Origin of the sequence: uncultured Sunxiuqinia sp. (assembly GCF_963974515.1) — a bacterium.
Lineage (GTDB): Bacteria > Bacteroidota > Bacteroidia > Bacteroidales > Prolixibacteraceae > Sunxiuqinia.
In genome coordinates this window covers 22216-47747 of record NZ_CAXBDD010000022.1, presented here as the reverse complement: position 1 = coordinate 47747, position 25532 = coordinate 22216, and the positions used below count along the sequence as shown (strand labels likewise).

Genomic DNA, 25532 nt, shown 5'->3' with positions numbered 1-25532 from the left:
AAAAAAGGAGCATGTTTCCATACTCCTTAGTCTATGATCGATCGTTCGGACTATTTTACAACTCGCGAATCCAGATATTTCGGAAGCTGACCGGGTTTCCATGATCCTGAAGAATCAGCGGGCCGTCACCATGCGGCTTAACCGAATATTCAGGAATACCGATGTATTCCGTGGGGCCTCGCACCTCCACATTGTTTTGCACCAACACGCCATTATGAATAACAGTCACACGAGGGGGCGTAAAGTACGTGCCATCGGCCTTGAAGCGTGGAGCAGTATAAATGATATCGTAGGTTTGCCAAACGCCCGGCGCCTTGCAGGCATTTACCAAGGGAGGATGTTGCTTGTACACACTTCCGGCTTGCCCGTTGCGATAGGTGCGATTTTCGTAATTATCGAGCACCTGCACTTCGTAAATCCCTTGTAAAAAGACTCCGCTGTTGCCACGTCCCTGGCTTTCGCCAACTACCTCTTCGGGTGAGCGCCACTCCAGGTGCAACTGGAAATCTTTAAACTCGCGCTTGGTTTTGATGACGCCGGTTCCGCTTTTCACGGTTGCCACTCCCTGGTCGAAGTTCCAGCCCGGCTTTCCGCCTTCACCATTGGTCCATTCATTATCAAAAGCCTTATCAGCTCCCAACAAAACAATGGCATCTGACGGCGCGTCCATTGGGCTTTCGCCCGGGGCAACAACACTGACTTCCGGATCCCAGATCTCAGTCATTTCGGGCACCATATCCGGGCGTTCCTGGGCAAAGGTCGTAACACACAAAACAGACAATAACAGCGATACTAATTTTCTCATGGTTTAATTCAATTTAATTTGATAATTATAGGTTTAGTTCTTCCATAATCCCGTCAATTTTTTGATCAGCCAGTCGCTCAACTTCGTCGAACTCCTCAGGGCTGCTCAGTTGTCCGGACACTTCAAAATAAAATTTGATTTTTGGTTCGGTTCCTGAAGGGCGAACCGAAATTTTTGTTCCGTCTTCGGTAAAAAACTGGAGCACGTTCGACGTGATTTTCTGATCGATTTTCTTGCTTTCACCACTAAGCAAGTTTTTCTCGGTCAAATCGGCATAATCTTTTACCACTTTAAGCAATCCACCACCCAATGTTTTGGGAGGATTTGTACGGAAAGTCACCATCATCTGCTGAATCTCGTCAGCACCGGTTTTTCCGGGACGCACGATGTATTTCATTTTTTCTTTTGAATAACCGTATTCCAGGTAAATGTCTTTTAGCAATTCGAACAAGGTCTTGCCCTGATCTTTGGCCCAGGCTGTAATTTCTGCCATTAAAGCACAGGATGATACCGCGTCTTTGTCACGCACAAAATCGGCCGGCATAAATCCAAAGCTCTCTTCGCCGCCACCAATGTATTTTTTGATTCCTTCACAGTCACGAATCACTTCGGCAATGTATTTGAACCCGGTGTACACGTCGAAATACTCAATCCCATTCTTTTGAGCAATGGCCGCTATTTTTTCGGTTGAAACGATTGTCTTTACAATGAATTCATTGCCTTTCAACTGACCGTTCTCCTTCATTTTTGTCACGATATAATAGATGAACAGCAAGGCAGTCTGGTTTCCGTTGATGATAAAGAACTCGCCCGCGTCGTTTCGGACAGCTACGCCAATCCGATCAGCATCCGGGTCGGAAGCCATCACCACATCGGCATCCACTTCATAGCCTTTTTTAATGGCCATTTCCATCGCAGCCGGTTCTTCCGGATTGGGCGAAATAACCGTTGGGAAATCGCCGCTGACCACATCCTGCTCCGGCACATTAAAAATATTGTTGAAACCAAAAGCCCGCAAGGCTGCCGGAATCAGCTTCACTCCGGTCCCGTGAATCGGAGTATAGACAATCTTCAAATCTTTGTGCCGGGCCACCACATCGGGTGAGATGGAGACCGTTTTCACTTTCGCTAAAAACTTTTTATCCATCTCCTCTCCAATGATTTCGATTAGCTCCCTATTGCCTTCAAATTTGATGTCTTCGGCTTTAACTTTTTGAACCTCCTCAATAATATTCACATCGTGTGGCCCGACAATTTGCGAACCGTCTTCCCAGTAAGCTTTGTAGCCATTGTACTCTTTGGGGTTATGTGATGCGGTAAGAATAATGCCACTTTGGCAACCCAATTCGCGAATCACAAACGACATTTCCGGGGTTGGACGTAAATCTTCAAACAAATAGACTTTGATTCCGTTGGCGGCAAAGATCCCGGCACTTTTCTCCGAAAACAGCCGGCTGTTATTTCGGCAATCGTACGCGATGGCAACTTTGATCTCATCCAGGTCGGCAAACACTTTTTTCAGGTAGTTACTCAATCCCTGGGTTGCAGCACCGACTGTATAGATATTCATCCGGTTGGAGCCAACACCCATAATTCCGCGCAAACCACCAGTTCCGAATTCAAGATCGCGATAAAACGAATCGATTAATTCCGTTTTATCTTCCTGCTCAAGCAAGCGTTTTACTTCGGTGCGGGTTTCCGGGTCGTAAACGTCGCTTAACCATGTTTTCGCTTTTTCGATAACTGTGTCTAAAGTCTCGCTATTTACTGCCATATCTTTTAATTTTTTAATTCAGTAATACATTTTTTCAGGCTGTCGCGCCAGTAAGGAATTTGAACACCAAAAATACGCTTAATTTTGGATTTATTCAGTACACTGTAAGGCGGGCGGGCTGCTGGCGTGGGGTATTCTTCAGAAGGAATGGGATGAACCAGGCAATTGATTCCATATAGTTCATGAATGGCTTTGGCAAAATCATACCAACTGCAAACACCCTCATTGGAATAGTGATAAATTCCCGGTTTCCAATCGCAGACCTGATTTTCGGTTTTTGAAATAATTGTTAAAATTGCGTCCGCCAAATCGGCGGCGTAAGTTGGCGTTCCTATCTGGTCGCTCACCACCCGCAGCTCATCGCGATCTTCACCCAGCTTCACCATGGTTTTCACAAAGTTCTTTCCAAAGCTGGAATACAACCATGAGGTCCGGATTACCATCGACGAGGGAGCCTCTTTCAGTAAAGCAATTTCACCATTCAGTTTGCTCTTTCCGTAAATGGACTCGGGATTGACCAAATCATTTTCGGTGTATGGAATGAATGAGGTGCCATCAAAAACATAGTCGGTCGAAATGTGGATGACCTTCGCACCAATGGCATTCGCCAGTTTCCCAAGCTGCGCCGGCACTTTGGTATTGATCAAGGCCGCGAGTTCGGTGTCTTCTTCCGCAATATCAACCGCGGTGTATGCCGCGCAATTAACAACATAATCCGGTTTTTCCTGCTCAAAAAACTGAGCAAGTGCTGCTTGATCGGTTAAATCCAGCTCACCAATATCAGTAAATAAAAACCGGAAATCCTGAAAACGATCAGCAAGTCGCCTGATTTCTGACCCTAACTGTCCGTCTGCTCCTGTAACAAGAATTTTTACCATAGCTTAAAAGTTGTATTCGGCTTCCTTAAACAAGGGATTTGCCTTATCTTTTCCGGAAATGCGAGCATCTTTTTCGTCCACCTTCCAGTCAATTTTTAAATCGGGATCATTATATACAATGCCCCGCTCCGATTTTGGATCGTAATAAGCATCACATTTATAAGCAAATACCGCGGTTTCACTCAGGACCGAAAATCCATGCGCAAACCCCCGCGGAATAAATAGCTGTATTTTATTTTCACCACTCAACTTCAGGCCGTACCACTGACCAAAAGTTGGTGAATCTTTTCGCAGATCAACGGCCACATCAAACACGGTTCCTTCAATCACGCGGACCAACTTGGCCTGGGCGTTCGGGTTCAGCTGGTAATGCAATCCGCGAATCACTCCCCGTGTCGATTTTGACTCATTATCTTGTACAAAGGAAGTGGTTATCCCTGCCTCTTCCAGGTTTTTAGCGTTAAATGATTCTAAAAAATACCCCCGATCATCTTGAAAAACCCGGGGAGTCAAGACCAATAATCCGGCGATTGGCGTTTTTGTAATTTCCATGAACAAGTAGAATTCAAATTAGAATGAAGTAATTTTTTTATTGGCCAAATTGAAAAGATATTGTCCGTACTGGTTTTTCATCAGCGGTTCGGCCAACTCCAGCAACTGCTCTTTTGATATGTAGCCCTTCTTGAAAGCGATTTCTTCCAGACATGAAACTTTCAGGCCTTGCCGCTGTTCGATAGTCGCTATGAAGTTTGAAGCTTGCAACAGGCTGTCGTGTGTTCCGGTATCGAGCCAGGCAAAGCCGCGTCCCAAGAGTTGAACCTTCAGGCGCTGTTCTTCGAGGTAAAGACGATTCAGATCGGTAATTTCCAGCTCACCACGAGCCGATGGTTTTAATGATTTCGCTTTCGCCACCACGTCGTTGGAATAGAAATACAAGCCTGTTACGGCATAATTTGATTTGGGCTCATTCGGTTTTTCTTCAATTGACAACACCTTGCCGTCATCGTCAAAATCAACCACTCCATAGCGGTCGGGATCGTTCACATAATAACCGAAAACCAGGGCGCCATCGTCAAGCGATCCGGCATCTTTCAATATTTGGCTGAAGTTATAGCCGTAGAAAATATTGTCACCCAAAATAAGGCAAACCTGATCGTCGCCAATAAACTCTTCGCCAATCAAAAAGGCTTGAGCCAAGCCGTCGGGTGAAGGCTGAATGGCATATTCCAGCTGAATTCCGAACTGCGAACCATCGCCCAGCAGATCTTCATAAAGTGAAATATCCTTCGGAGTTGAAATAATCAGAATCTCCCGGATTCCGGCTAGCATCAGTACCGACAAAGGGTAATAAATCATCGGCTTGTCGTAAACGGGAATGATCTGTTTTGAGATCGACTTGGTAATCGGATATAAACGTGTTCCGGAACCTCCGGCTAAAATAATTCCTTTCATGTCAGTTTGTTTTTAATAATTCGTCAAAGTACGCGATTGTCTTTACCAAACCCTCCTCCAGTTGAATTTTGGGTTCCCAGCCATTCAGTTTTTCCTTGGCCAACGAAATATCGGGCTTACGCTGAATCGGGTCATCTTCGGGCAAGGGCAAATAGGTAATTTTCGATCTGCTACCGGTCAGCGAAATGATTTTCTCAGCCAGCTCGAGCATCGTAAATTCATGAGGATTACCAATGTTTACCGGACCCAGAAAATCCCCCGGTGTTTGCATCAGGCGTTTCAGCCCATCCACCAAATCATCCACATACTGAAAACTCCGGCTTTGCGAGCCATCTCCAAAGATAGTGATATCCTTATTCTGCAATGCCTGAACGATAAAGTTTGAAACCACCCGGCCATCATCCGGTTCCATTTTAGGCCCGTAAGTATTAAATATTCGGGCAATTTTAATGGCCACCTGGTTTTGTGCGTGGTAATTAATGAACAGCGATTCGGCACACCGCTTTCCCTCATCATAACACGATCGCACACCAATCGGATTCACATTGCCCCAATAGGTTTCGGGTTGTGGATGAAGTTCGGGGTCACCGTACACTTCGCTGGTTGAAGCTTGTAGAATTCTCGCCTTGACCCGTTTAGCCAGCCCCAGCATATTGATGGAGCCCATAACAGACGTTTTTATGGTTTTGATAGCATTGAACTGGTAGTGAACCGGCGAAGCGGGACAAGCCAGGTTGTAAATTTCATCCACCTCAATATAAAACGGCATAATGACATCGTGCCGCACCAACTCGAAATACGGGTTATTGAGCAGATGAACCACTTTTTGCTTTGCCCCGGTGAAAAAATTATCCAGGCAAATCACCTCGTTTCCTTCAGCCAGCAACCGCTCGCAAAGATGCGAACCGATAAAACCAGCTCCGCCGGTAACTAAAATCCGCTTTTTTCGTGCGTCCATTTATGTTTTTCTTTTTGTATGTACCAAAAAACATCATCCCGGAATGATCCGATCGATGATTTCCTAAGCCGATCGCCTGACAGCAGCACCGGCAGCCTATCAAAAGTAGGAAATAAATCAATTTTAACAATAAAAAACCGGCTGCAAAACTAAGCAGTTCATCGGATTGTTCGACGAAAAACAATCAGATAATTCGAAAAAAAAAGCACATCTTTCAAATTCATCTGAAAATCACTAAAAAAGCACTGAAAACCTTTGATTTAAAGCATATAAATCCTAATTTTGCCGCGCATTTAACAAATATAAAGTCTAACTTATTAATTAATTGATTATTACACATGGTAGAAGAAAAGCAAAATGAAGGCCTCGAAGCAAAAGAGGAACTCGAACAACAGGATGCAGCACAGGATGTGCAACGGGAACACGAAGTGGTTTCTGAAAAAGTAAGTGAAAAAGAAGAAGACAAAGCCGAAGAGCTTGTTGAAAAAGAAGGCGTTGCCTCGATAGCGACGGAGGAAGAAGAAGCAACAGAGGTTGCTGAAGAGCCCGCCGCCGAATCGGAAGAATTTGACTGGGACGCACTGGAAGCCGACGACGAAGGTTTTGCAGGTAAAAAGAAAAAAGAACTGGTCGACCTTTACGACAACACGCTAAACACGGTTCAGGAAAAAGAAGTATTGGAAGGTACTGTTATTTCGATGAACAAGCGTGAAGTAGTTGTTGATATCGGTTACAAATCAGACGGTATTGTAAGCTTAAACGAATTCCGCTACAACCCTGAGTTGAAAGTTGGCGATCCGGTTGAAGTTTATGTAGAAAGTCTGGAAGACAAAAAAGGACAAATGATCCTGTCGCACAAAAAAGCACGTGCTGTCCGCTCTTGGGACCGTGTGAATGATGCGCTGGACAAAGACGAAATTATCAAAGGATACATCAAGTGCCGCACCAAGGGTGGTATGATTGTGGATGTATTCGGAATTGAAGCTTTCTTGCCAGGTTCTCAAATCGATGTGAAACCAATCCGCGACTACGACATGTACGTAGGCAAAAACATGGAATTCAAAGTGGTTAAAATCAACCAGGAATTCCGTAACGTGGTAGTTTCGCACAAAGCATTGATTGAAGCTGAGCTTGAACAGCAGAAGAAAGAAATTATTTCGAAACTGGAAAAAGGCCAGGTATTGGAAGGAACTGTTAAAAACGTCACTTCGTACGGTGTATTCATCGACCTGGGTGGTGTTGACGGATTGATTCACATTACTGACCTGAGCTGGGGACGGATTTCTCATCCGAACGAAATCGTTGAATTGGATCAAAAACTGAACGTGGTAATCCTTGACTTCGATGATGACAAAAAACGGATTGCACTTGGCTTGAAACAATTGACTCCTCACCCATGGGACAACCTGGATGCCGAGTTGAAAGTTGGCGACAGCATCAAAGGAAAAGTTGTTGTCATGGCTGACTACGGTGCCTTTGTTGAAATCGCTCCCGGAGTTGAAGGTTTGATCCACGTCTCGGAAATGAGCTGGTCACAGCACTTGCGCAGCGCTCAGGACTTCCTGAAAGTTGGCGACGAAGTAGAAGCTCAAATCCTGACTTTGGACCGCGACGAGCGCAAAATGTCATTGGGTATCAAACAACTGAAAAAAGACCCATGGCAGGAAATCGATACCAGGTTTGGTATCGGAACCAAACACAATGCTTCCGTTCGCAACTTCACCAACTTTGGTGTATTCGTTGAAATTGAGGAAGGCGTTGACGGCTTGATCCACATTTCGGACTTGAGCTGGACCAAAAAGATCAAACACCCATCTGAATTTACTTCAATTGGTGCAGAGATCGAAGTGGTTGTGCTGGACATCGACAAAGACAACCGTCGTTTGAGCCTTGGACACAAACAACTGGAAGAAAATCCATGGGACGTGTTCGAAACCATTTTCTCCGTTGATTCAATCCACGAAGGAACGATTGTTGAACTATTCGACAAAGGTGCTACCATCGCTCTTCCATACGGTGTTGAAGGATTTGCAACTCCACGCCACCTGGTAAAAGAAGATGGTTCAAAAGCAAGCCTCGAAGAAAAACTGGATTTCAAAGTCATTGAATTCTCAAAAGCTGCCAAACGCATCATTCTTTCTCACTCTCGTGTATTCGAAGATGAGAAAAAAGGTGAAGACACAGCCAAAAAGAAAGCTCAAAGCAAGCAAACTGCCAAAGCAATGAAAGCAGTGAAAGAAAACAACCAGGAAAAAACAACTCTGGGCGATATCAGCGAGCTGGCTGCTTTGAAATCTCAAATGGAAGCTGAAGAGAACAAAGAAAAATAGACCGATCCCTATCAATCGTTTCAACATAAATTCGTAAATTTCGTTCCATGGAATTTGAAATTACAAAAAAAGAAGATCACGTTGTTATCAAAGTACTTTCCAAAAAGCTTGATACAAATAATGCTCCCGAGTTGAAATCAGAGTTGGTTGTTTTGGGCAATGACGAGGTTAAAACCATCATATTGGATGTAAGCAACTGTAATTACGTTGACTCATCCGGGTTAAGCGCCATCTTAGTTGCCAACCGGCTTTGCGAAGACTCAATCGGAACATTTATTCTTTGTGGCCTTCAACCCGATGTTGAACACCTGATACGAATTTCGATGCTTCATACCGTTTTACTCATTACAAAAAATGTGGATGAAGCAGAGAAGTTGCTTGTAGAAAAGGGCAACTTATAACAGGATTTCCTGTATGCAGATGCCTTTTCAACTGACAATTCTGGGAAGTAGCTCAGCGATGCCTACTTCCAAAAGATACCCAACCGCTCAAGTGCTCAATGCGCTTGGGCGGTTCTTTTTAATAGACTGTGGCGAAGGCACGCAGCACCAGATTCGCAAAAATAAAATTGGCTTTGGACGACTCGACCACATCTTTATTTCACACCTGCATGGCGACCATTTTTTCGGGTTGATCGGATTCATTTCAACCCAGGTTATGCTAAAACGAACAAAAGATCTGCATATTTTTGCTCACTCCGAATTGCAACGCTACACCCAGTTCCAACTGGACTTTCTGAACATGGAAGAATTGGGTTTTCGCTTGGTTTTTCATCCACTCAATTTTAGAAAGCCACAGCTTATCTTCGACGACGAGAAGCTTACGATCACGTCATTTCCGCTAAAGCATCGAATTCCATGTTGCGGATTTCTCTTTCGTGAAAAGGAAAAAGAGCCGAATATAAAAAAAGAGCAGGTGAGAAAATACCAAATTCCCATCCGGGAAATTAAAAACATTAAAGCAGGTTCCGATTTTATAACCGAAAAAGGTGAATTAGTTCCAAACCACGAATTGGTTATCGCTCCGTACAAGCCCCGCTCCTATGCCTTTTGCTCCGATACTGCTTATCATGAAAAAATTATTCCGGTGATTGAAGGTGTTGATCTGCTGTACCATGAAGCCACTTTTACAGAATCGGAAAAGCACATGGCGGAAACCACTTTTCACTCCACAGGAAAAGAAGCTGCTTTAATTGCTCAAAAAGCCAAAGCTGGCAAATTGTTGATTGGACATTTCTCAGCCCGATACAAAGATCCTCAGCTTGTTTTGGAAGAAGCAAGAGCTATTTTCCCTGAAACGAATGCGGTTGAAGAAGACGAAGTACATTCTGTTGTCCGTTGATTACTGCCTGAAAACATCGCGTTCCAAACACCTCTACGAATCCTTATTCGCCCTCAAAAAACTCCTTGTTAAAATTCACCAGGAACAGCTCTTTCACCGGTCGGGTAAAAGCGGTGTAAAGCCATCGAAGGTATTCCACATTCAGCATATCCTCCACCAGGTAGCCTTGATCGACGAAAACAGCATCCCATTGCCCGCCTTGTGCCTTATGGCAGGTTACCGCGTAAGCAAACTTCACCTGCAAGGCATTGAAATACTCATTCCCCTTGATCTTCTCCCAGCGCTTTTTCTTACTCCGAATATCAACGTAGTCTTCAGCGACGGCTTCGAACAAACGCTGGCTTTGTTCATAGCTGAGTGAAGCAGTCTCAATATTCAGGGTCTCCAGAAGTATCTTGCAGTCAATCTCCAAATCATCGTAATCAGTAAATTTCAGGCATACATTGGCAAACCGGAAGCCATATAATTCTTCGTAGTTGTAGATGGACTGAATTTCAACAATATCGCCATTGGCAATAAAATCGAGTCGCTCGTCATCGCCCAGCCAGAAGTAGTTATTTTTCACCACCATCAGCAAATCGCCAATGGTAATATCAGCTTCCTTGTAAAGAATGGTTGAACGAATCCCTTCATTAAACTTGTTGGCCCGCTTGTTTGAGCGCGTTATTACCATGGTTTGCTGCTCCCCGTACTTTCCATAACAATCCGAAATTTTCTCGATGAGCTCGGCGCCTCCAATGCGCTGAATATCCTCAAAACCGGAAAGCTCAATGGGAAAATAATTGGGTTGAAAATACGATTCATTAATCAACGAACGAAGCTGGGTTGCATTGTACAAGATTCCGGAATCGAGCTCCTGCCTGACCACGTCTACCAACTCATGATGCATCACTTTGCCGCCGTACATTTCGAGCTCCGGCACATTCAAGGCAGGACTAATATCCATTCCAACAGGTGGGAGCTGGGCAGTGTCACCAACCAGCACAAGTTTGCAATTCGTTCCGGTATGGACATATTCATATAAATCGTCGAGCAATCGCCCTGATCCAAAAACAGAACCATCTGCCGAAGAATTGGCAATCATCGAAGCTTCGTCAACAATAAAAAAACAATTTTTTGCCAGGTTCTTATCCAGCGTGAATTTCCCAAAACCATCGGTTGTAGATTGCTGCCGGTAGATTTTTTTATGAATAGTATACGCACTCTGTCCGGTGTAGGAAGCCAGAACTTTTGCCGCTCGGCCCGTTGGAGCTAAAAGCACGGATTGGAATTTAAAAGCTCGAAGAGTTTTAACCAACGCATTGAGCATACTGGTTTTGCCTGTTCCCGCATAGCCTTTTAACAAAAACAGCTCGTCGGGATCACCATTGGTAATAAAATCAGCAAGCTTTTCCGACAGCAAACTCTGGCCTGCTGTTGGTTCAAAACCTAAATTCTGACAAATATGATCTTTCAAGTGTTTTTTCAACATTCCTGCGAAATTAAAACTATTCCACGGATAGTAATTTGATTTTTTTTATAAATTTGCATGCAAACACAAACTAATCTTAAAAAATTACAGATGAAGACAGTTATTCAGATCGTACTTATAGTCGCTGCAATCATCCTTGTATACTTTATTTACCAAAGTATTGAAAGGCCAATTGAGTTTGAAAAAGCCAAAGATGCCAGGTATAAAGTCACCGTTGAACGCTTAAAAGATATTAGAAAAGCGCAACTGGCTTTTAAAGACGTGCATGGACACTTTACAGCTGACTGGGATAGCTTAATAAATTTTATAAAAACTGATTCTCTTCCCCTTGTGCGTAAAATTGGAATGCTTAACGATAGTATGCTGGAAGCTGGGTTGACTGAAGAAGCAGCGATCAAGAAAGGCTTAATTATCCGCGACACACTCAGAGTTAGTGTTTTGGACAGCTTGTTTGGCCCTTCTTTCCAAGCTGAAAAAATTAAAATGGTGCCGGTTAAAGACACCGTCGCTGAATTTCATCTTGGAACCAATATCATTACTACAGGATCTGGCATTCAAGTTCCTGTATTCGAAGCAAAAGCGCACAACAACACCATTTTGAAAAACCTGGATCGCCAAATGGTTATTAACCTGAACGATCAAAGACGCACCAATGGTAAGTATCCGGGACTGAGAGTAGGTTCATTAACTGAAACGACAAACAATGCCGGTAACTGGGAGTAAAAAATAGGTATGCAGCACTTATTGCTTGTTGACGAAACCTTTGATTTAAATTTCACACCAGAATATTATTTATCCATCCAGTTTAGTCTGGATGGATTTTCTTTTTGTATCCGGGATGGACTGCAAAACAAATACATCTACTTGTTTCACAAGGAATTTTCAGGTAATCCCAAGTTTCTTCATCGTAAGCTAAAGGATATTTATTCCGAATTCGAGATACTGAATGGTGATTTCAAAAGAACTAAGCTGATTTTTTCTTCGCCCGGCAGAATGATGCTTCTTCCTAAATCTTTCTTTGAGGAGCGCCATGGGCAGGCAATCTGTCAACTGAACATGGACTTAGCTGATGATGAGGAGTTCTGCTACCTGCCGGTAAAACCTTTCGATCAGGTTTTGCAGATGGCCATGCCCCGAAAAGTTAAGCAATTCGTAAACGGAAAACATCCGGGCGTTGTAATTCAGAATGAACTCGCGTTACAACTTAGTGCAAGCGCACGCCAAACAAGTCTGCATCCAGTGATGAATGTCCTGCTTTATCGTAATCAACTAACGCTGACTTTGCTTGATCAAACCACCATCCGTTTCTGCAATTCGTTCAAATACCGCAATGACAACGATTTGCTATATTATATTCTGAATGTGGTGCAATCTGAGCAGGTCAACGAACTCACAATTCAGTTGAGTGGCCGGGTGAACAAACGATCTCCAATCTATCACCTGCTTCGGCAATACTTCAAGGACGTTACAATCGTCTCACCAAGCAGTGAGGTGTACTATAGCTACCTGTTTGATCAGCTTCCTGATGCCCGCTTTGTTAATCTTTTAAATGATCAGGAATGAGAATTGTAGGCGGAATTCACCGCGGGCGCCAATTTAGCCCTGGAAAAACCTTCAAAGCCAGACCCACAACGGACATGGCCAAAGAAAGCCTATTCAATATTTTAACCAATCAGGTCAATTTTGAAGAGTTGAAGGTACTGGATTTATTTGCCGGAACAGGAAGTATTTCATTTGAATTTTTATCGAGGGGATGCACGGACATCACCACGATTGAGCTTAACTTTCAACACCATCAATTTATCAAGTCCATCATTCATAAACTGGATGCCGCCAATGAGGTCCGGGCTATTAAGGGAAATGCCTTTAGTTATTGCGAGCAGACGACCCAAAAATTTGATTTAATTTTCGCTGATCCACCCTATGATCATCCCCGGTTCAACGAAATTCCCGCACTGATCTTTAACAATCATCTACTCAAAGAAAATGGGCTGTTCATACTCGAACACTCCAAGTATTTTGATTTCTCAGGGCGAGAAGAATTCCAGGAGAGCCGTCATTACGGAAGTGTCCATTTTAGTTTTTTCAGATGATCCGTGTCAATCGAGACAACCGCAGGAAAGGAAAGACCGTGGCGTCTACGGATTAAACATGTCAGGCGTAAAATACCCCAAAATACTATTGGCCATATCAATCTGCGACTGCGCATCAGGATGGTTCGGATCAATTTCCAAAACCCGGTTGAATGCATTAATTGCCTGTCCCCACTGCTGTTGTTTGTAAAAGATTTGTCCTTGAAGGTAGTATAGTTCGGCACAACTCGGCCTTTGATGAAGCCCGTGTTCAATCAGAAGAAGTGCTTCGTCCAACAAATTTAACTTCACCTGCTTTTTTATATGATTCAATTCTTCAGTCATCATCCGGTGTTCTATTCAATCATTAAAATGAAGCACAAATCTACAAACCTTATTCAAAAGAATCACGATCTGATATAACAACAAACCATCCTTTTGAGTCCGGTGTTGCAATTTCCTGAAATCCACCGCCCTCAAATTGAAATTTATTCCCCCATTCCCCGGTTGCGATGCTAATCCATCGGGCATAAAATATTTTGGGATGTTTACTCAAATCTATTTTAACAGTTCCGCTATTTGGGAACAAGAGCACATATGTTTCTCCTACATTGGCCGTTAAATAGGCTTCGTTGGATTCTCGCCCGCTCAGCAAGCTCTCTTGAGGCTCCAGATTCCAAAAGCGATCAACCGTTTCAATTTTCCGAACTGATTTGATGGCAGCAATAGCAGATTCGTTCAAGCCGTTTCCAGTCGCAGGCCTGTGGAACCTTACCGATGCAAATCCCCCTATCACATCCCGGCAAAAACGCTTAACACCTCCATTTGAACCTGAAGCGCTTGCCTTGCCATATACCTTAACACTGTTCACTGGTCGCAAGGTCATTTTTTCCCTTTGTCCCATCACCCATCGCAAATTATCCCAATGCTCCTGACCATTATTCCAGTTTAGCTGTGAGGCGTCGACAAAGGCATATTCATCGGGGCTCATCAAGGCTTCCAGACATGACTCGCAGGACTGAGGTTCTAAAAACTGGTCGAACATATCCGTCGCATAAATCAAATTTGTGCCGGCTTCCTCGTTTATGAAATTAATCCAGTATTTCCCCCATTCCACCGGAGTGTTCGTTTCGTTATTGATGCAGTATAAAACATGCCCATAGTTCAATGAATACGACAACATTTTCTTGACAAATTTTTCCTGATAAGCACGAATTTTGTCCAGTTCCGCCATGTATCGCGGCATACCCTCCAAGCTATGAAAAAAAGTCTGTAAGTCACCACCAGGATGATGCGGGTAATCATCAGCCATTCCACTGGCAGAAACCGAATAATTGGTGTTATTTTTCGGATTGAAGGGATTTAGTTGCCAGAATTCCTGTGAAAAGTCAAATCGGTCCCAGACTTCAATCTGAACAATAATATTCCGCTCAGCGGTTAATTTCAATAGTTCTTCGAATTGCTTCCAGTACTGATCATTCCACTCTTCCAAGTCATAAAGCCCGTTGGCTTGCTTGTGGAAAGGCCAAATATCGCCATCATCGCGGGAACTCATCGTATTTCGAATATAGTTTCCGCCAATGCTGGAGAGCAAATCCAGCTGCTCCTTCATGTCGGCAGACTGAAATAAATTGTCGTTATTCGTCGCTCCCAATAGCAAAACGGGCTTGCCTTGATATTGCCAATAACGGGGATTTTCAGTATACGGCCTTATCACCAACTCTTCATCCTGACTGGTAAATTGGGTGTTCTTTATATTTTCAGAAAGCTCCGTTGGATCTGACTGGCATGCCAGGAACAACGGGAACATACACACAAGGGTTAGTGCTATTAATCTCATATTTTCTAAATTGTTAATTTTTAGTTGTAAAAAAAGCCGAACTCCGCATGATACAAATTTGCCTGCATCGAGAAATCCCATCATAACTCGCTTCATGGTGACCATTGAAAATTAAATCATTTGTGACTTTAGTGGGAGTTAAAACGCAATATACTCCAAACTAACCAACAGAAAATAAGGAAAGTAGTCGACAACCATTCAATCATCTCTCAGCAACGATCACAATCATTAAACACGAAATCGCGCCGATTATTATTCTGGAAGCTACTCGAAAAGCGATTTATAACAATCGTTAACACTTTTCGACTCTCTGGACGAACTTGCAGAACGAGTGTAAACCTCCAGCCGGCTCAGGTGTTTAATTCATACAAAACAAATGGAACCCAAATGATGGAAAATACGGCGCATGATATTTCAGAATGGATCAAAAGCAGGGAATCGACTTTTGTAAATGGCTTGAAAGAAGGGAGCCAGATTGATGATTCCGTGATTGAAAAACTATTGGAGAATGCCAGCTGGGCGCCTTCGCATGGCTTGGTGCAGGCTTGGCACTTTAAAGTTTTTGCAGGTCATGGTGTCAAACGATTTTTCAGCACTCAGCAGGAAATCTACAAGCAAATCACACCTCCTGACAAATTTTTCGATTTTAAATACCAGGCATACAACGACAAGTGGAAAAGGGTTTCGCACGTGATCGCCATCATTGCTAAACGCGATCCGTACAAACGTTTTCCAAAACAAGAAGATATTGTGTCGGTAGCCTGCGCTGTTGAAAACATCTACCTTAGTTTGAAGGCTTTTGAAATTGGAGGTTATCTAAGCACCGGAGATATTTGTTACTCCAATCAGATGCGTGATTTTTTAAAACTGGAAGAAGAAGACACACCCATTGGTTTTTTCATTTTGGGCGAACCAGACAAGTCGTTTCAACGTCCGAAGCGAACAAGGATTGTTGCCAGCGACAAAACCGAGTGGATCAGAGAATAGTATTCGAAGGGTTTGGGAAAAATCATTTGAGAACCATAATCATCCGGCTTAGCGGACGGCTAATTTTGCTCATTCATTGCCTCAAAGCAGCATCAGAATATCCTTTTCCATTTTTTCAGGCTTCGTGACTGGCGCAAAACGCTTTACCGGATTTCCGTCCCGATCAATCAAAAACTTCGTAAAGTTCCATTTGATTTTGCCTCCAAACAATCCGGGTAGTTTCTTCTTTAGAAACTGAAAAACAGGATGCGCATTATCTCCGTTCACTTCAACCTTTCCGAACATCTGAAACGTAACACCATAATTTATCAGGCAGCCGTTCTGAATTTCCTGTTCTGAACCTGGTTCCTGATTACCAAACTGATTGCATGGAAAACCCAAAATCACGAGGCCACGATCATTATATTGTTCATGTAATTTCTCCAGCCCTTCGTATTGAGGCGTAAACCCACACTTGCTGGCGGTGTTCACAATCAAAACAACTTTTCCACGGTACTGCTCCATCGACACTTCTTTACCCTGGATCGTACGGGCTGCAAATTCATAAAAACTTGTTTTCATATTTATATCGTTCGCGACACAAATATAGAATTTCCATCGCACACGATAATGAATCAATTTCCTTTCTCTAAAAATAATTGCTTTGGAGAGAACTCGGCAATTGTTTATTCTTGAAAGACAACCATCTGCAAACCGAAATTGTTATGCCTTTAAAACAGCAACCTTCAATTTATTAAGATTATGAGATACAATCAATTGGGAAACACCGGAGTATTAGTTTCAGAGCTTTGTTTGGGAACCATGACTTTTGGCGGACGCGGCTTTTGGGAAACCATCGGCAAAGTTCCGCAAGAGGAAGTCAATCAACTTGTGAAGACAGCCATCGATGGTGGTATCAATTTTATTGACACGGCCAATGCCTATTCGGAAGGCCTTTCGGAGACCATGCTGGGCAAATCGCTGAAAGATCTGGGGATCAACCGCCAACAATTGGTGATCGCAACGAAAGTAAGAATACGAATGGGGCCCGGAACTAACCAGGTTGGCCTGTCGCGTTTACACATCATGGATTCGGTTAATGACAGCTTGAAACGAATGGGACTGAGCCATATCGACTTGCTCTACATTCATGGCGTTGATCCGCTCACGCCTCTCGAGGAAACCATGCGCGGACTGGAAGATGTCGTGCGCTCCGGTAAAGTTCGTTACATTGGCATCAGTAATCATCCGGCGTGGATGGTAACCAAAGCCAATGCTATTGCTGAACGGAATGGCTGGACCAAATTTTCGGCTGGCCAATATTACTACAGTCTGGCTTCGCGCGATATCGAACGCGAAATCATCCCCATGGCGCAAGCAGAAAACATTGGAATCATGCCCTGGAGCCCATTGGCCGGAGGTTTTCTTTCCGGAAAATACACACGGCAGCAAGAAAAAGCAGGTGACAGCCGCCGCGACGAATTCGACTTTCCGCCAATAGACAAAGTAAAAGCGTACGACATTATTGATGTAATGCTCGCCATCGCCAGAAGCCACGAGGTTTCGGCGGCACAGGTTGCTTTAGCCTGGATGTTAAAAAAACCGGGGGTTAGCAGCATTATTATTGGCGCAAAAAAAATGGAGCAGCTAAACGACAACCTCGCTTCGACACAGCTTGAACTTACTGATGCGGAGATGGAGCAACTAGATGCCATTAGTGCCCTCACGCCGGAGTATCCGGCATGGATGGTTGAGCGACAAATGCGTGACCGGTTCCCACAATAACGAAGCGCATTGTTATTTCTTACAAAGAATCCCTCATCTGCTTTTGAGGGATTTTTCACTTCAATTCGACCACTCTTAAGTATCGGCTCGCGATACATTAAGCACGCCTTTGATGTTCTGCAGCTTATGCATCAAAAAGTCCAGGTGCTCCAGGTTGTTAACAAAAACACGCAAAGTCCCTTCAAATTCACCATTGACCGAATCGATGTTGATGGAACGCATTTGAACGCCAATATCTTTGGCGATGACATGCGATATATTAGCCACAATCCCCGTTTCGTCGGTTCCTGACAATCGGATGGTCGCCTGAAATGAGCTTCGCTTTTTTGAGTCGCGCCAACGAGCCGGAATGACCCGGTAAGGATAACGCTCAAACAGTTGCTTGGCATTGGGGCACGAACGACGATGAATCTTAATACCATCGCTGATGGTGACAAAGCCAAAAATCGGATCACCGAAAATTGGATTGCAGCAAGGCGCCAGCTTATGGTTGACGTTTTTAATGTTGTTGTCGATCACCAAATAGTCGTTCCCGCTCGAGAAATCAAGATCTTTCAACTGATCCAGAGGCAGAATCTCTTCCACTTTCTGTCTGGCTGTTGCTTCGGTTTCTTTTTCTACAACCAGCTCTTTAATCGCCAAGGGCTCTATTTTTCCAACGGAAATATTGTAATATAACTCCTGGGCCAGCTTCAGGTTGTAATGCTTTAAAAGCATCCGGATCAGGTCATCATTGTAATCAATCTTCCAGTTTTTCAACTTCCGAAGCAAAATCTCCTTCCCTTTCTCCGCTTCATTCTTACGCTCTTCATTGACACTGGCTTTTATCCGCGATTTCGCTTTGGTGGTAATTACAAAATCAAGCCAATCGAGCTTGGGTTGCTGTTTAGACGAAGTGTCTACTGACACCTGGTCTCCATTTTTAAGTTTATACCGCAGAGTCACTTTCCGACCATCCAACATTCCTCCAACGCAATGATCGCCCACTTCCGAGTGAATTTCATATGCAAAGTCGAGCAAGGTGGCGCCGGCAGGCAAGCGCTTCAAATCACCTTTAGGGGTAAATACGAAAATTTCGTCGTTATAAATGTTTGTGTTGAAATCATCAATAAAATCGACAATATTCAAGTCCGGATTTTCTAAAATTTCGCGAACATTGGCCAGCCAGCTTTCCATTTCGGCGCTGGCCGATCCCCCTTTGTATTTCCAGTGAGCAGCGAGGCCCTTCTCTGCAATCTCATCCATGCGCTTCGTGCGGATCTGAATTTCAACCCACTTTTTATGCGGCCCCAATACCGTAGCATGCAAACTCTCGTAACCATTTGATTTTGGCACGGTAATCCAATCGCGCATCCGTTCGGGGTTCGATTGGTACTCGTCAGTAACAATGGAATACACCTGCCAGCAATCCGATTTTTCCAATTCTTGTTTCGAATCCAGAATGACACGGATTGCAAACAAGTCATACACTTCATCGAAGCTGACCTTACTGTTTTGCATTTTTTTCCAAATGGAGTTAATCGCCTTGGTGCGTGCTTTCATGTCGAACTGAAAACCGCGGGCTTTCAGCTTTTCCTCAATCGGCTTCACAAACGCGGCCACAAAGTTTTTGCGTTCCTCTTTGCTCTCTTCCAATCGATCCGAAACATATTGATAAGCATCCGGATTGGTAAATTTCAGACACAAATCCAGCATTTCGGAATTCACATAATACAATCCTAAACGATGTGCCAAAGGTGCATAAAGGTGGGCTGTTTCCATCGCTATTTTCTGCTGAGAACTGGCTGGATAGTCTCCCAAATGACGCATCACGTGCAGCCTATCGGAGATTTTCACCAAAATAACCCGAACGTCGCCGGCCAGCGCCAGCATCAATTTCCGGTAGTTCTCCGAATGCAGATCAACCGTATCTGTTCCTAAGGCGTTAATTTTCGCCATCCCTTCCAAAATACCGGCGACCACCGGCCCAAACCGACTTTCAATGGTCTGCAAATCGGGACGGTTACTGAGCTTTTCGTAGGTGACATTGTGCAACATTCCGGCGATAATGGAACTGACCCCCAACCCCACTTCCTGGGCTACCACCTGTGCCACTTCAAGTGAATGGACCATGATCAGTTCGCCGTTGGGCCAGGTATTTTCACCAAGGGACTGCCAGGCAAAGTCAAAAGCTCTTTCTATTTCAACCAACTCATCAACAGAAGGGGATTTCTGGCAGGTTTCCCTCAATTCTGACCATGCGCTTTCAATTAGTTTATTCATCACACCGGATTTTCAGGATCGATCGTACAATCGGGTTAACAAAAAAGGCCACCCAATACAGGCAGCCTTTCAATAATTTTCAAACGAAATTTCTTATTCTGCCTGTGTTGCGTCGACAAAGGTACGGGATTGTAATTCGCGGTTAAGCATAAAAACCCCATTTCCTTGTCCATCTATCAAGCGCAAATTATCAAGCAACTCATTCACATTGGCTTCTTCTTCCACCTGTTCGTCAACAAACCACTGTAAAAAACTCTGTGTAGCATGATCGCTGTCGGCAACTGCCACATCCATTAACTGATCAATCATCTGAGTTACCTTTTGCTCGTGTTCCAATGTCTTCTCAAAAACATCGATAATTCCGTCAAACTCAATAGGGACTCCGGCAATCGGTTCAAGCACCACACGACCATTTCTTTCGTTCACATAGTCAAATATTTTCAAAGCATGCGAAAGTTCTTCTTTGTACTGCACTTTCATCCAGTTGGCAAAGCCAGCTAATCCTTTGTCTTGCAAATAAGCTGACATGGATAAATAAAGGTAAGCTGAGTGCATTTCTGCATTAATCTGTTTGTTTAGGGCGTTTAAAACTTTTTCTTTAAGCATAGTGACCTCCTTTTTATGTTTTACTCAAAAATACTAAAAAATAATTGACTGGTTCTTTTTGCCATATCATTTCATGAACGGTTAACAATGGTTTAAAATCGAATGGCCTCGGCTATTCACCAAAGTCGAGATTAAATCGTTGTTTCAACAAAGCCAAATTCGGATTTTTCCTCACCATCTCAGCCAGCTTTTCGGTTTCTGAATAGGGCTTGTACTCTGATTCCTGAACAACAATATCTGTAATTAGTTCGATGCCTGTATTTCGCAGTTCTTTGCGCAACCAGGAAACCAAATCGGGCTTAATTTTATTGATCTCCTCAAGCTGCACAGAATTATCGATCGGCAATTTAAGCTTGTGATTGTCAAAAATTTGCGGCGTCTTCGAGAGAGTGGCCTTTAAGTTCGGACGATCATCCAAACGCTGGAGGTACTCAGCCCATTTATCAGCAAACTGTTCTTGCGTAAATGGCTCCGCTAGCTGCTCTCCAACGTAATACTTCAGCTTCTCCTGAGCATCCTCCTCTCCTTTTTCTACGAGCTTACCCGAAATCGCATCTTTGATGGAAGGCGTATAACTGCTCCCGCGCTTCTTGATCATCCTTTTTACCGGGACTTTAGCGGGAACCTCAGTCTCGCTGGATGCTTTTTGTTGTGTCTGTTCAGTTTTTGATACGCCGGGGTTTTCCTTGGTTACTGCCCGCTCCTGAACTCCAGAAAATATGGGCTCCAATTCCTGCGTATCAGTATCGTCAGCTATTTTTTTTTTAAAGTGAGCTGGGCCATTTTAATCAAGCTCAGTTCAACCAGCAAGCGTTTGTTCTGACTGGTCTTGTATTGCATATCACATTCGTTACTGATCTTCATGGCTTCAAGCAAAAAGCCAGCATCACAGATCGTTGCCTGGGCTTTGTACTTCTCCCTGATTTCACCACCAACTTCAAGCAGCTGCACCGTTACCGGGTCTTTGCAAACCAGTAAATCGCGAATATGACTGCTCAGCCCGTTGATAAAATGATGCCCGTCGAAACCATGATCCAGCACTTCGTTAAAAAGGAGCAAGGCATTGGGCACATCGTTTTTCAGGAGTAAGTCGATCAAGCGAAAATAATAATCGTAGTCCAGCACATTCAGATTCGAAATCACATCTTTATAGGTGATCTCGCGTCCTGAAAAACTTACAATCTGATCGAAGATTGAAAGCGCGTCACGCATGGCACCATCGGCTTTGTGCGCAATCACATTCAGTGCTTCCGATTCAATGGCAACCTGTTCACTTTTAGCCACAAATCCCAAATGGTCTGAAATATCCCCAATTTTTATCCTGTTGAAATCAAAAATCTGGCAACGCGACAAAATGGTTGGAATGATCTTGTGTTTTTCGGTGGTTGCCAAAATAAAAATAGCATGTTTGGGCGGTTCTTCCAGCGTCTTCAAAAAGGCATTGAATGCAGCCTGCGACAACATGTGAACCTCATCGATAATGTAGATGCTGTATTTTCCAATTTGCGGAGGAATGCGAACCTGGTCCGTCAAATTTCGAATGTCATCCACCGAGTTGTTCGAAGCGGCATCCAGCTCATGAATATTGTACGAACGGCTGCTGTTAAACGCCTGGCAAGATTCGCATTGGTTGCAGGGTTCGATTTCGGCTGTGAGATTCTGACAATTAATTGTTTTCGCAAAAATACGGGCACAGGTTGTTTTTCCAACCCCACGAGGGCCACAAAACAAGTAGGCATGCGCCAGTTGGTTGTTTTTGATGGCATTCTTCAGAGTCGAAGTGATCGACAACTGTCCAACAACCGTTTGAAAAGTATCGGGCCTGTATTTTCTGGCAGAAACAATAAAATTCTCCATAGTCTTGTTTGATGAAGCCCAAAGATAAACATTTTGCGAGGAAATTCAGGGGGAATTTATTAACAAGAATTAAGAACCTCAGCGGTTGCTGGCATCAAACTTTTTCTGTTTCTTGCTGTTTTAGATGAAGTTAAACCAAACAACATTTAATCATGAAAAAATTAGCTTTTTTATTCACATTGATATTTCTGGCCTCGTTCGGATTTAGTCAAACAAGCCTGCACGATTTCAAAGTTCAGGACATTGAAGGTTCCGACTTTGATTTGAGCCAACTGAAAGGCAAAAAAGTACTGGTGGTGAATACCGCTTCGAAATGCGGTCTGACCCCCCAATACGAATTACTGCAAAAACTTTACGACGAATATGGTGGTGACGAATTCACAATCATTGGTTTTCCGGCCAATAATTTCAACGAACAGGAACCGGGATCAAATGAAGAGATCGCGGAATTTTGCGAACGCAACTACGGGGTTACTTTTCCGATGATGTCAAAGATATCGGTGAAAGGCGATGACATGCATCCGCTTTACCAGTGGCTAACCCAGAAAGAAAAAAATGGTGTTTCAGATTCTGAGGTGAGCTGGAACTTTCAAAAGTACATGATTGACGAAAAAGGCCATTTGGTAGATTATGCCGAACCCAAAACCAAACCCAATGATGAAAAGATTGTCAATTGGGTGAAAGGAGATTCGTAAATCAGCAAATAAAAAAAAGTGCTCCCACAGCCAATAAAGACCGCAATAATTTGTGGTCTTTATTTTTGGTTCGATTTGTACGCCGGCTGACCCTTTGGAATTTCAGAAGCCTGAAAAGGGTATAATCACCGGGCACGTTAAATAGCCCAAAAAGGCCCTAATTATCCACCTCCTCCCTGGCGACCAGGTAGTCATTGTAGAAATTGAGATCGAGGCGTTCCACTCCATAAAGTTGTGCAAATCCGCTTTCAAGTCATCGATTTGCTCCGGGCCTACTCCAAATTCGGCTGAAGTACATCGATATGAGCTTCAGCTGCCTCAATAACCTCTTTAATCTTCGGAATAAAAGCGAGGTTCGTAGCTCGAACCAGGTCCGAGAATGATTCATTCATTTTGTTTTCCAGCTTCATATCGCCAGTCACTACCGCAAAAGTTTCCAGCGCATCGTTCAAATTATTGGATTTAGCTGCAATCAGGCGCTTGAGCTTCTTTTTAGCTATACTTAAATAAACCTGAGCGGATTGCTGAGCAGCATGCGATTGCTCAATCTGATCGTTCACGGTGCCAAGCTCATTTTAAAATTCCCCTACTTTCGGGGATGAGGGACCTCTTTTCTGGTTATATATCGAGATAGTAGATCACGGAGTCATCCATTTCCTTGCGGTTGATTTGTCCTTTATTCATGGATTCTGGTTTTATTTAAAAAGATCACACCAGTGAAGAAATCGATGCAGAAAATTCAAATTTCTGCTTAGCTGAATGATAAAGATCCGTACATGTGTCGTACATCCTGGTTGTTGATTCTTGTTTGCCAAGCCGAAGTTATTGTCAGCCATTTATCAGTTGTGGCATTACATCCAAGGCTTGTTGTTAGCCATCAAGCACTTATTGCAGTGTATTAAGCGAGTGTTGCGGTACTTCCATTGGATTCTGCGCCCATCATCTCCCAAGCTGAAAAGTTCAGCATGGATGAAATCGTCAATGACAACACGATCACACGAAAAGATAGGGCTACCTGCCGGTTAGCGCTTTCTTATAAGTATCTATGGCGCGTTGTCGGGCCGTTGGGTGATCGACGATCGGGCGCGGATAATTCGGACTTTCAAACTCAGGAACCCATTTGCGAATGTAATTTTGATCCGCATCGAATTTTTGGGCTTGCAAGCTTGGGTTAAACACCCGGAAATAGGGTGCGGCATCGCAACCGGTCCCGGCAGCCCATTGCCAGCCGCCATTGTTGGAAGCCAGCTCGTAGTCGAGCAACCTTTCGGCAAAGTAAGCTTCACCCCATCGCCAGTCAATAAGCAGGTGTTTACACAAGAAACTGGCGGTCACCATCCGAATGCGGTTATGCATGTAGCCCGTTTCATTCAATTGCCGCATCCCCGCATCAACCAAAGGGTATCCGGTTGTTCCTTCGCGCCAACGGGCAAAGTCCTTTTCAGAATTCAGCCAAGGAATAAAATCGTAGGCCGGTTTGAATGCCCGCTTCTCTACATGCGGAAAGTGCCAGAGAATATCCATGTAGAAATTTCTCCAAATCAGCTCATTCAAAAAAACCGGCGAATGTTGCATGGACTTTCGGGTAAGCTGCCTAATGCTAATTGTTCCAAAACGCAAGTGGATGCCCAGATGCGAAGTGCCTTCCAGCGCCGGAAAATCGCGGCGGGAAGCATATTCTTTCAACAGGTTCACTTCGATATCCTTGTCCGGAAATTCCAGCTTCCCGGATCGAAATCCCAAGTCGCGAAGCTTAACATCGTTCATTGGCTCTATTTTAAACAGGCTCCGAAGGAGTTTTTCTGAAGGATAACTCTCAAACGGTTGTTCATTTAGCTTTTGTAGCCACTTTTTGCTATAGGGTGTAAAAACTGTGTAGGGTTTCCCGTCGGGTTTCACCACTTCATCTTTGTGGAAAACCACTTGATCTTTGAAAGACAGGAAATTGACTTCACCCGAATTCAAAAAAGTTTTCACACGCTCATCGCGCTCGCGGGCGTATGGTTCGTAATCCTCATTCGTAAAAACAGTATCAATTTCATACTCCATCCACAAGCGTTTAAAGGCAGCCAGTGGTTTACCATGAAAAATCCAAAATGTGCTGTTATTTCGTTCAAATTCGGCTTTTAAGCGATTCACCTGTCTGTAAACAAACTCCACCCGGCTGTCATCATCATCCAGATCATTCAAGATATTCGTGTCGTAAATAAACACCGGCAATACTGGCTTGCCGGAGGTGAGCGCTTGATAAAACCCATGGTTGTCGGCAATTCTCAGGTCGCGACGAAACCAAAACAGGTTAATTTTTTCTTTCATTCGAATTTGTTCAGATCAAATTTTTCTTTTCTTTTATGCTGCCTTACAACGCCCGTGCGAAATTCTGTTTTAGCAAAAAAGCGATTGGACCAGCTGTTGTAAAGTTAAAACACTAGTACCTTTA

The 25532-nt window shown here is 43.8% G+C and carries 25 protein-coding genes; 9 read left to right on the top strand and 16 right to left on the bottom strand.

Features of this window, described 5'->3' with window-relative positions; all coding sequences use genetic code 11:
- Window positions 1-55 precede the first annotated feature (55 nt).
- From AAC033_RS07575 to AAC033_RS07550, 6 genes are read right to left on the bottom strand one after another with little or no spacing between them, the layout of a single operon-like run.
- On the bottom strand, window positions 56-805 hold the full coding sequence (locus AAC033_RS07575; RefSeq protein ID WP_339736749.1) for a DUF1080 domain-containing protein: 750 nt from the start codon (window positions 803-805) through the stop codon (window positions 56-58).
- A 25-nt stretch (window positions 806-830) separates the two neighbouring features.
- Window positions 831-2579: a phospho-sugar mutase gene (locus AAC033_RS07570; protein ID WP_339736748.1), complete on the bottom strand. Its 1749-nt coding sequence runs from the start codon at window positions 2577-2579 to the stop codon at window positions 831-833.
- A 5-nt stretch (window positions 2580-2584) separates the two neighbouring features.
- Window positions 2585-3457 carry a dTDP-4-dehydrorhamnose reductase gene (rfbD, locus tag AAC033_RS07565; RefSeq protein WP_339736747.1) on the bottom strand — a complete coding sequence of 291 codons (873 nt, stop codon included), beginning with the start codon at window positions 3455-3457 and terminating at the stop codon, window positions 2585-2587.
- 3 nt (window positions 3458-3460) lie between these two features.
- Window positions 3461-4009, bottom strand: a complete 549-nt coding sequence (gene rfbC / locus AAC033_RS07560; RefSeq protein WP_339736746.1) for a dTDP-4-dehydrorhamnose 3,5-epimerase — start codon at window positions 4007-4009, stop codon at window positions 3461-3463.
- Window positions 4010-4027: 18 nt separating this feature from the next.
- On the bottom strand, window positions 4028-4909 hold the full coding sequence (gene rfbA / locus AAC033_RS07555) for a glucose-1-phosphate thymidylyltransferase RfbA (protein WP_339736745.1): 882 nt from the start codon (window positions 4907-4909) through the stop codon (window positions 4028-4030).
- A 1-nt stretch (window position 4910) separates the two neighbouring features.
- Window positions 4911-5867, bottom strand: a complete 957-nt coding sequence (locus tag AAC033_RS07550) for a UDP-glucuronic acid decarboxylase family protein (RefSeq protein ID WP_339736744.1) — start codon at window positions 5865-5867, stop codon at window positions 4911-4913.
- Between the two features lie 338 nt (window positions 5868-6205).
- On the opposite strand from AAC033_RS07550, the gene rpsA reads away from it, so the two are divergent.
- Genes rpsA through AAC033_RS07535 form a run of 3 tightly spaced genes read left to right on the top strand, consistent with a single transcriptional unit; the run spans window position 6206 to window position 9538 of the window.
- Window positions 6206-8197: a 30S ribosomal protein S1 gene (gene rpsA, locus AAC033_RS07545; protein WP_339736743.1), complete on the top strand. Its 1992-nt coding sequence runs from the start codon at window positions 6206-6208 to the stop codon at window positions 8195-8197.
- A gap of 47 nt (window positions 8198-8244) precedes the next feature.
- Entirely contained in the window at window positions 8245-8598 is a 354-nt protein-coding gene (locus AAC033_RS07540) for an STAS domain-containing protein (protein WP_339736742.1), read from the top strand.
- A gap of 13 nt (window positions 8599-8611) precedes the next feature.
- A complete protein-coding gene (locus AAC033_RS07535) occupies window positions 8612-9538 on the top strand; it encodes a ribonuclease Z (RefSeq protein ID WP_339736741.1) in 927 nt (308 codons plus the stop codon).
- A gap of 43 nt (window positions 9539-9581) precedes the next feature.
- Here the strand turns inward: AAC033_RS07535 and AAC033_RS07530 are convergent, their stop codons facing one another.
- Entirely contained in the window at window positions 9582-11009 is a 1428-nt protein-coding gene (locus tag AAC033_RS07530) for an AAA family ATPase (RefSeq protein ID WP_339736740.1), read from the bottom strand.
- 90 nt (window positions 11010-11099) lie between these two features.
- Between AAC033_RS07530 and AAC033_RS07525 the strand changes: the two genes are divergently transcribed.
- The 3 genes from AAC033_RS07525 to AAC033_RS07515 are packed head-to-tail and all read left to right on the top strand — an operon-like array spanning window position 11100 to window position 13102.
- Complete coding sequence (locus AAC033_RS07525) at window positions 11100-11732, top strand: hypothetical protein (protein ID WP_339736739.1); 633 nt, start codon at window positions 11100-11102, stop codon at window positions 11730-11732.
- A gap of 9 nt (window positions 11733-11741) precedes the next feature.
- Complete coding sequence (locus tag AAC033_RS07520) at window positions 11742-12572, top strand: DUF3822 family protein (protein ID WP_339736738.1); 831 nt, start codon at window positions 11742-11744, stop codon at window positions 12570-12572.
- Window positions 12569-13102 carry an RsmD family RNA methyltransferase gene (locus AAC033_RS07515; RefSeq protein WP_339736737.1) on the top strand — a complete coding sequence of 178 codons (534 nt, stop codon included), beginning with the start codon at window positions 12569-12571 and terminating at the stop codon, window positions 13100-13102. Before AAC033_RS07520 ends, AAC033_RS07515 begins: the two co-directional genes overlap by 4 nt.
- Before the next feature lie 45 nt (window positions 13103-13147).
- On the opposite strand, the gene AAC033_RS07510 is transcribed toward AAC033_RS07515, so the two are convergent.
- Both AAC033_RS07510 and AAC033_RS07505 read right to left on the bottom strand, forming a co-directional pair.
- Window positions 13148-13429 (bottom strand): tetratricopeptide repeat protein, encoded by a 282-nt coding sequence (locus tag AAC033_RS07510; RefSeq protein WP_339736736.1) that lies wholly within the window; start codon window positions 13427-13429, stop codon window positions 13148-13150.
- Between the two features lie 46 nt (window positions 13430-13475).
- Complete coding sequence (locus AAC033_RS07505; RefSeq protein ID WP_339736735.1) at window positions 13476-14921, bottom strand: hypothetical protein; 1446 nt, start codon at window positions 14919-14921, stop codon at window positions 13476-13478.
- A 387-nt stretch (window positions 14922-15308) separates the two neighbouring features.
- Between AAC033_RS07505 and AAC033_RS07500 the strand changes: the two genes are divergently transcribed.
- Window positions 15309-15908, top strand: a complete 600-nt coding sequence (locus AAC033_RS07500; protein ID WP_339736734.1) for a nitroreductase — start codon at window positions 15309-15311, stop codon at window positions 15906-15908.
- An 81-nt stretch (window positions 15909-15989) separates the two neighbouring features.
- Here AAC033_RS07500 and AAC033_RS07495 read toward each other — a convergent pair whose 3' ends face one another.
- Window positions 15990-16469 (bottom strand): glutathione peroxidase, encoded by a 480-nt coding sequence (locus AAC033_RS07495; protein ID WP_339736733.1) that lies wholly within the window; start codon window positions 16467-16469, stop codon window positions 15990-15992.
- Window positions 16470-16649: 180 nt separating this feature from the next.
- On the opposite strand from AAC033_RS07495, the gene AAC033_RS07490 reads away from it, so the two are divergent.
- The gene (locus tag AAC033_RS07490; protein ID WP_339736732.1) at window positions 16650-17672 is read left to right on the top strand and encodes an aldo/keto reductase; all 1023 of its coding nucleotides are present in this window, start codon (window positions 16650-16652) and stop codon (window positions 17670-17672) included.
- A gap of 75 nt (window positions 17673-17747) precedes the next feature.
- Here the strand turns inward: AAC033_RS07490 and AAC033_RS07485 are convergent, their stop codons facing one another.
- The 4 genes from AAC033_RS07485 to AAC033_RS07470 all read right to left on the bottom strand — a co-directional run bounded on the left by AAC033_RS07485 (window position 17748) and on the right by AAC033_RS07470 (window position 22397).
- Window positions 17748-19934, bottom strand: coding sequence for a RelA/SpoT family protein (locus AAC033_RS07485; protein WP_339736731.1), 2187 nt, complete (start codon window positions 19932-19934; stop codon window positions 17748-17750).
- 93 nt (window positions 19935-20027) lie between these two features.
- The gene (locus AAC033_RS07480) at window positions 20028-20540 is read right to left on the bottom strand and encodes a ferritin (RefSeq protein WP_339736730.1); all 513 of its coding nucleotides are present in this window, start codon (window positions 20538-20540) and stop codon (window positions 20028-20030) included.
- Between the two features lie 112 nt (window positions 20541-20652).
- Window positions 20653-21270, bottom strand: a complete 618-nt coding sequence (locus tag AAC033_RS07475) for a hypothetical protein (RefSeq protein WP_339736729.1) — start codon at window positions 21268-21270, stop codon at window positions 20653-20655.
- A 23-nt stretch (window positions 21271-21293) separates the two neighbouring features.
- Window positions 21294-22397 carry a DNA polymerase III subunit gamma/tau gene (locus AAC033_RS07470; RefSeq protein WP_339736728.1) on the bottom strand — a complete coding sequence of 368 codons (1104 nt, stop codon included), beginning with the start codon at window positions 22395-22397 and terminating at the stop codon, window positions 21294-21296.
- Between the two features lie 152 nt (window positions 22398-22549).
- On the opposite strand from AAC033_RS07470, the gene AAC033_RS07465 reads away from it, so the two are divergent.
- Window positions 22550-23092, top strand: coding sequence for a glutathione peroxidase (locus tag AAC033_RS07465; protein WP_339736727.1), 543 nt, complete (start codon window positions 22550-22552; stop codon window positions 23090-23092).
- A gap of 272 nt (window positions 23093-23364) precedes the next feature.
- Here the strand turns inward: AAC033_RS07465 and AAC033_RS07460 are convergent, their stop codons facing one another.
- A complete protein-coding gene (locus AAC033_RS07460; protein ID WP_339736726.1) occupies window positions 23365-23652 on the bottom strand; it encodes a hypothetical protein in 288 nt (95 codons plus the stop codon).
- 451 nt (window positions 23653-24103) lie between these two features.
- On the bottom strand, window positions 24104-25408 hold the full coding sequence (locus AAC033_RS07455; protein ID WP_339736725.1) for a deoxyribodipyrimidine photo-lyase: 1305 nt from the start codon (window positions 25406-25408) through the stop codon (window positions 24104-24106).
- Window positions 25409-25532: the final 124 nt, after the last annotated feature.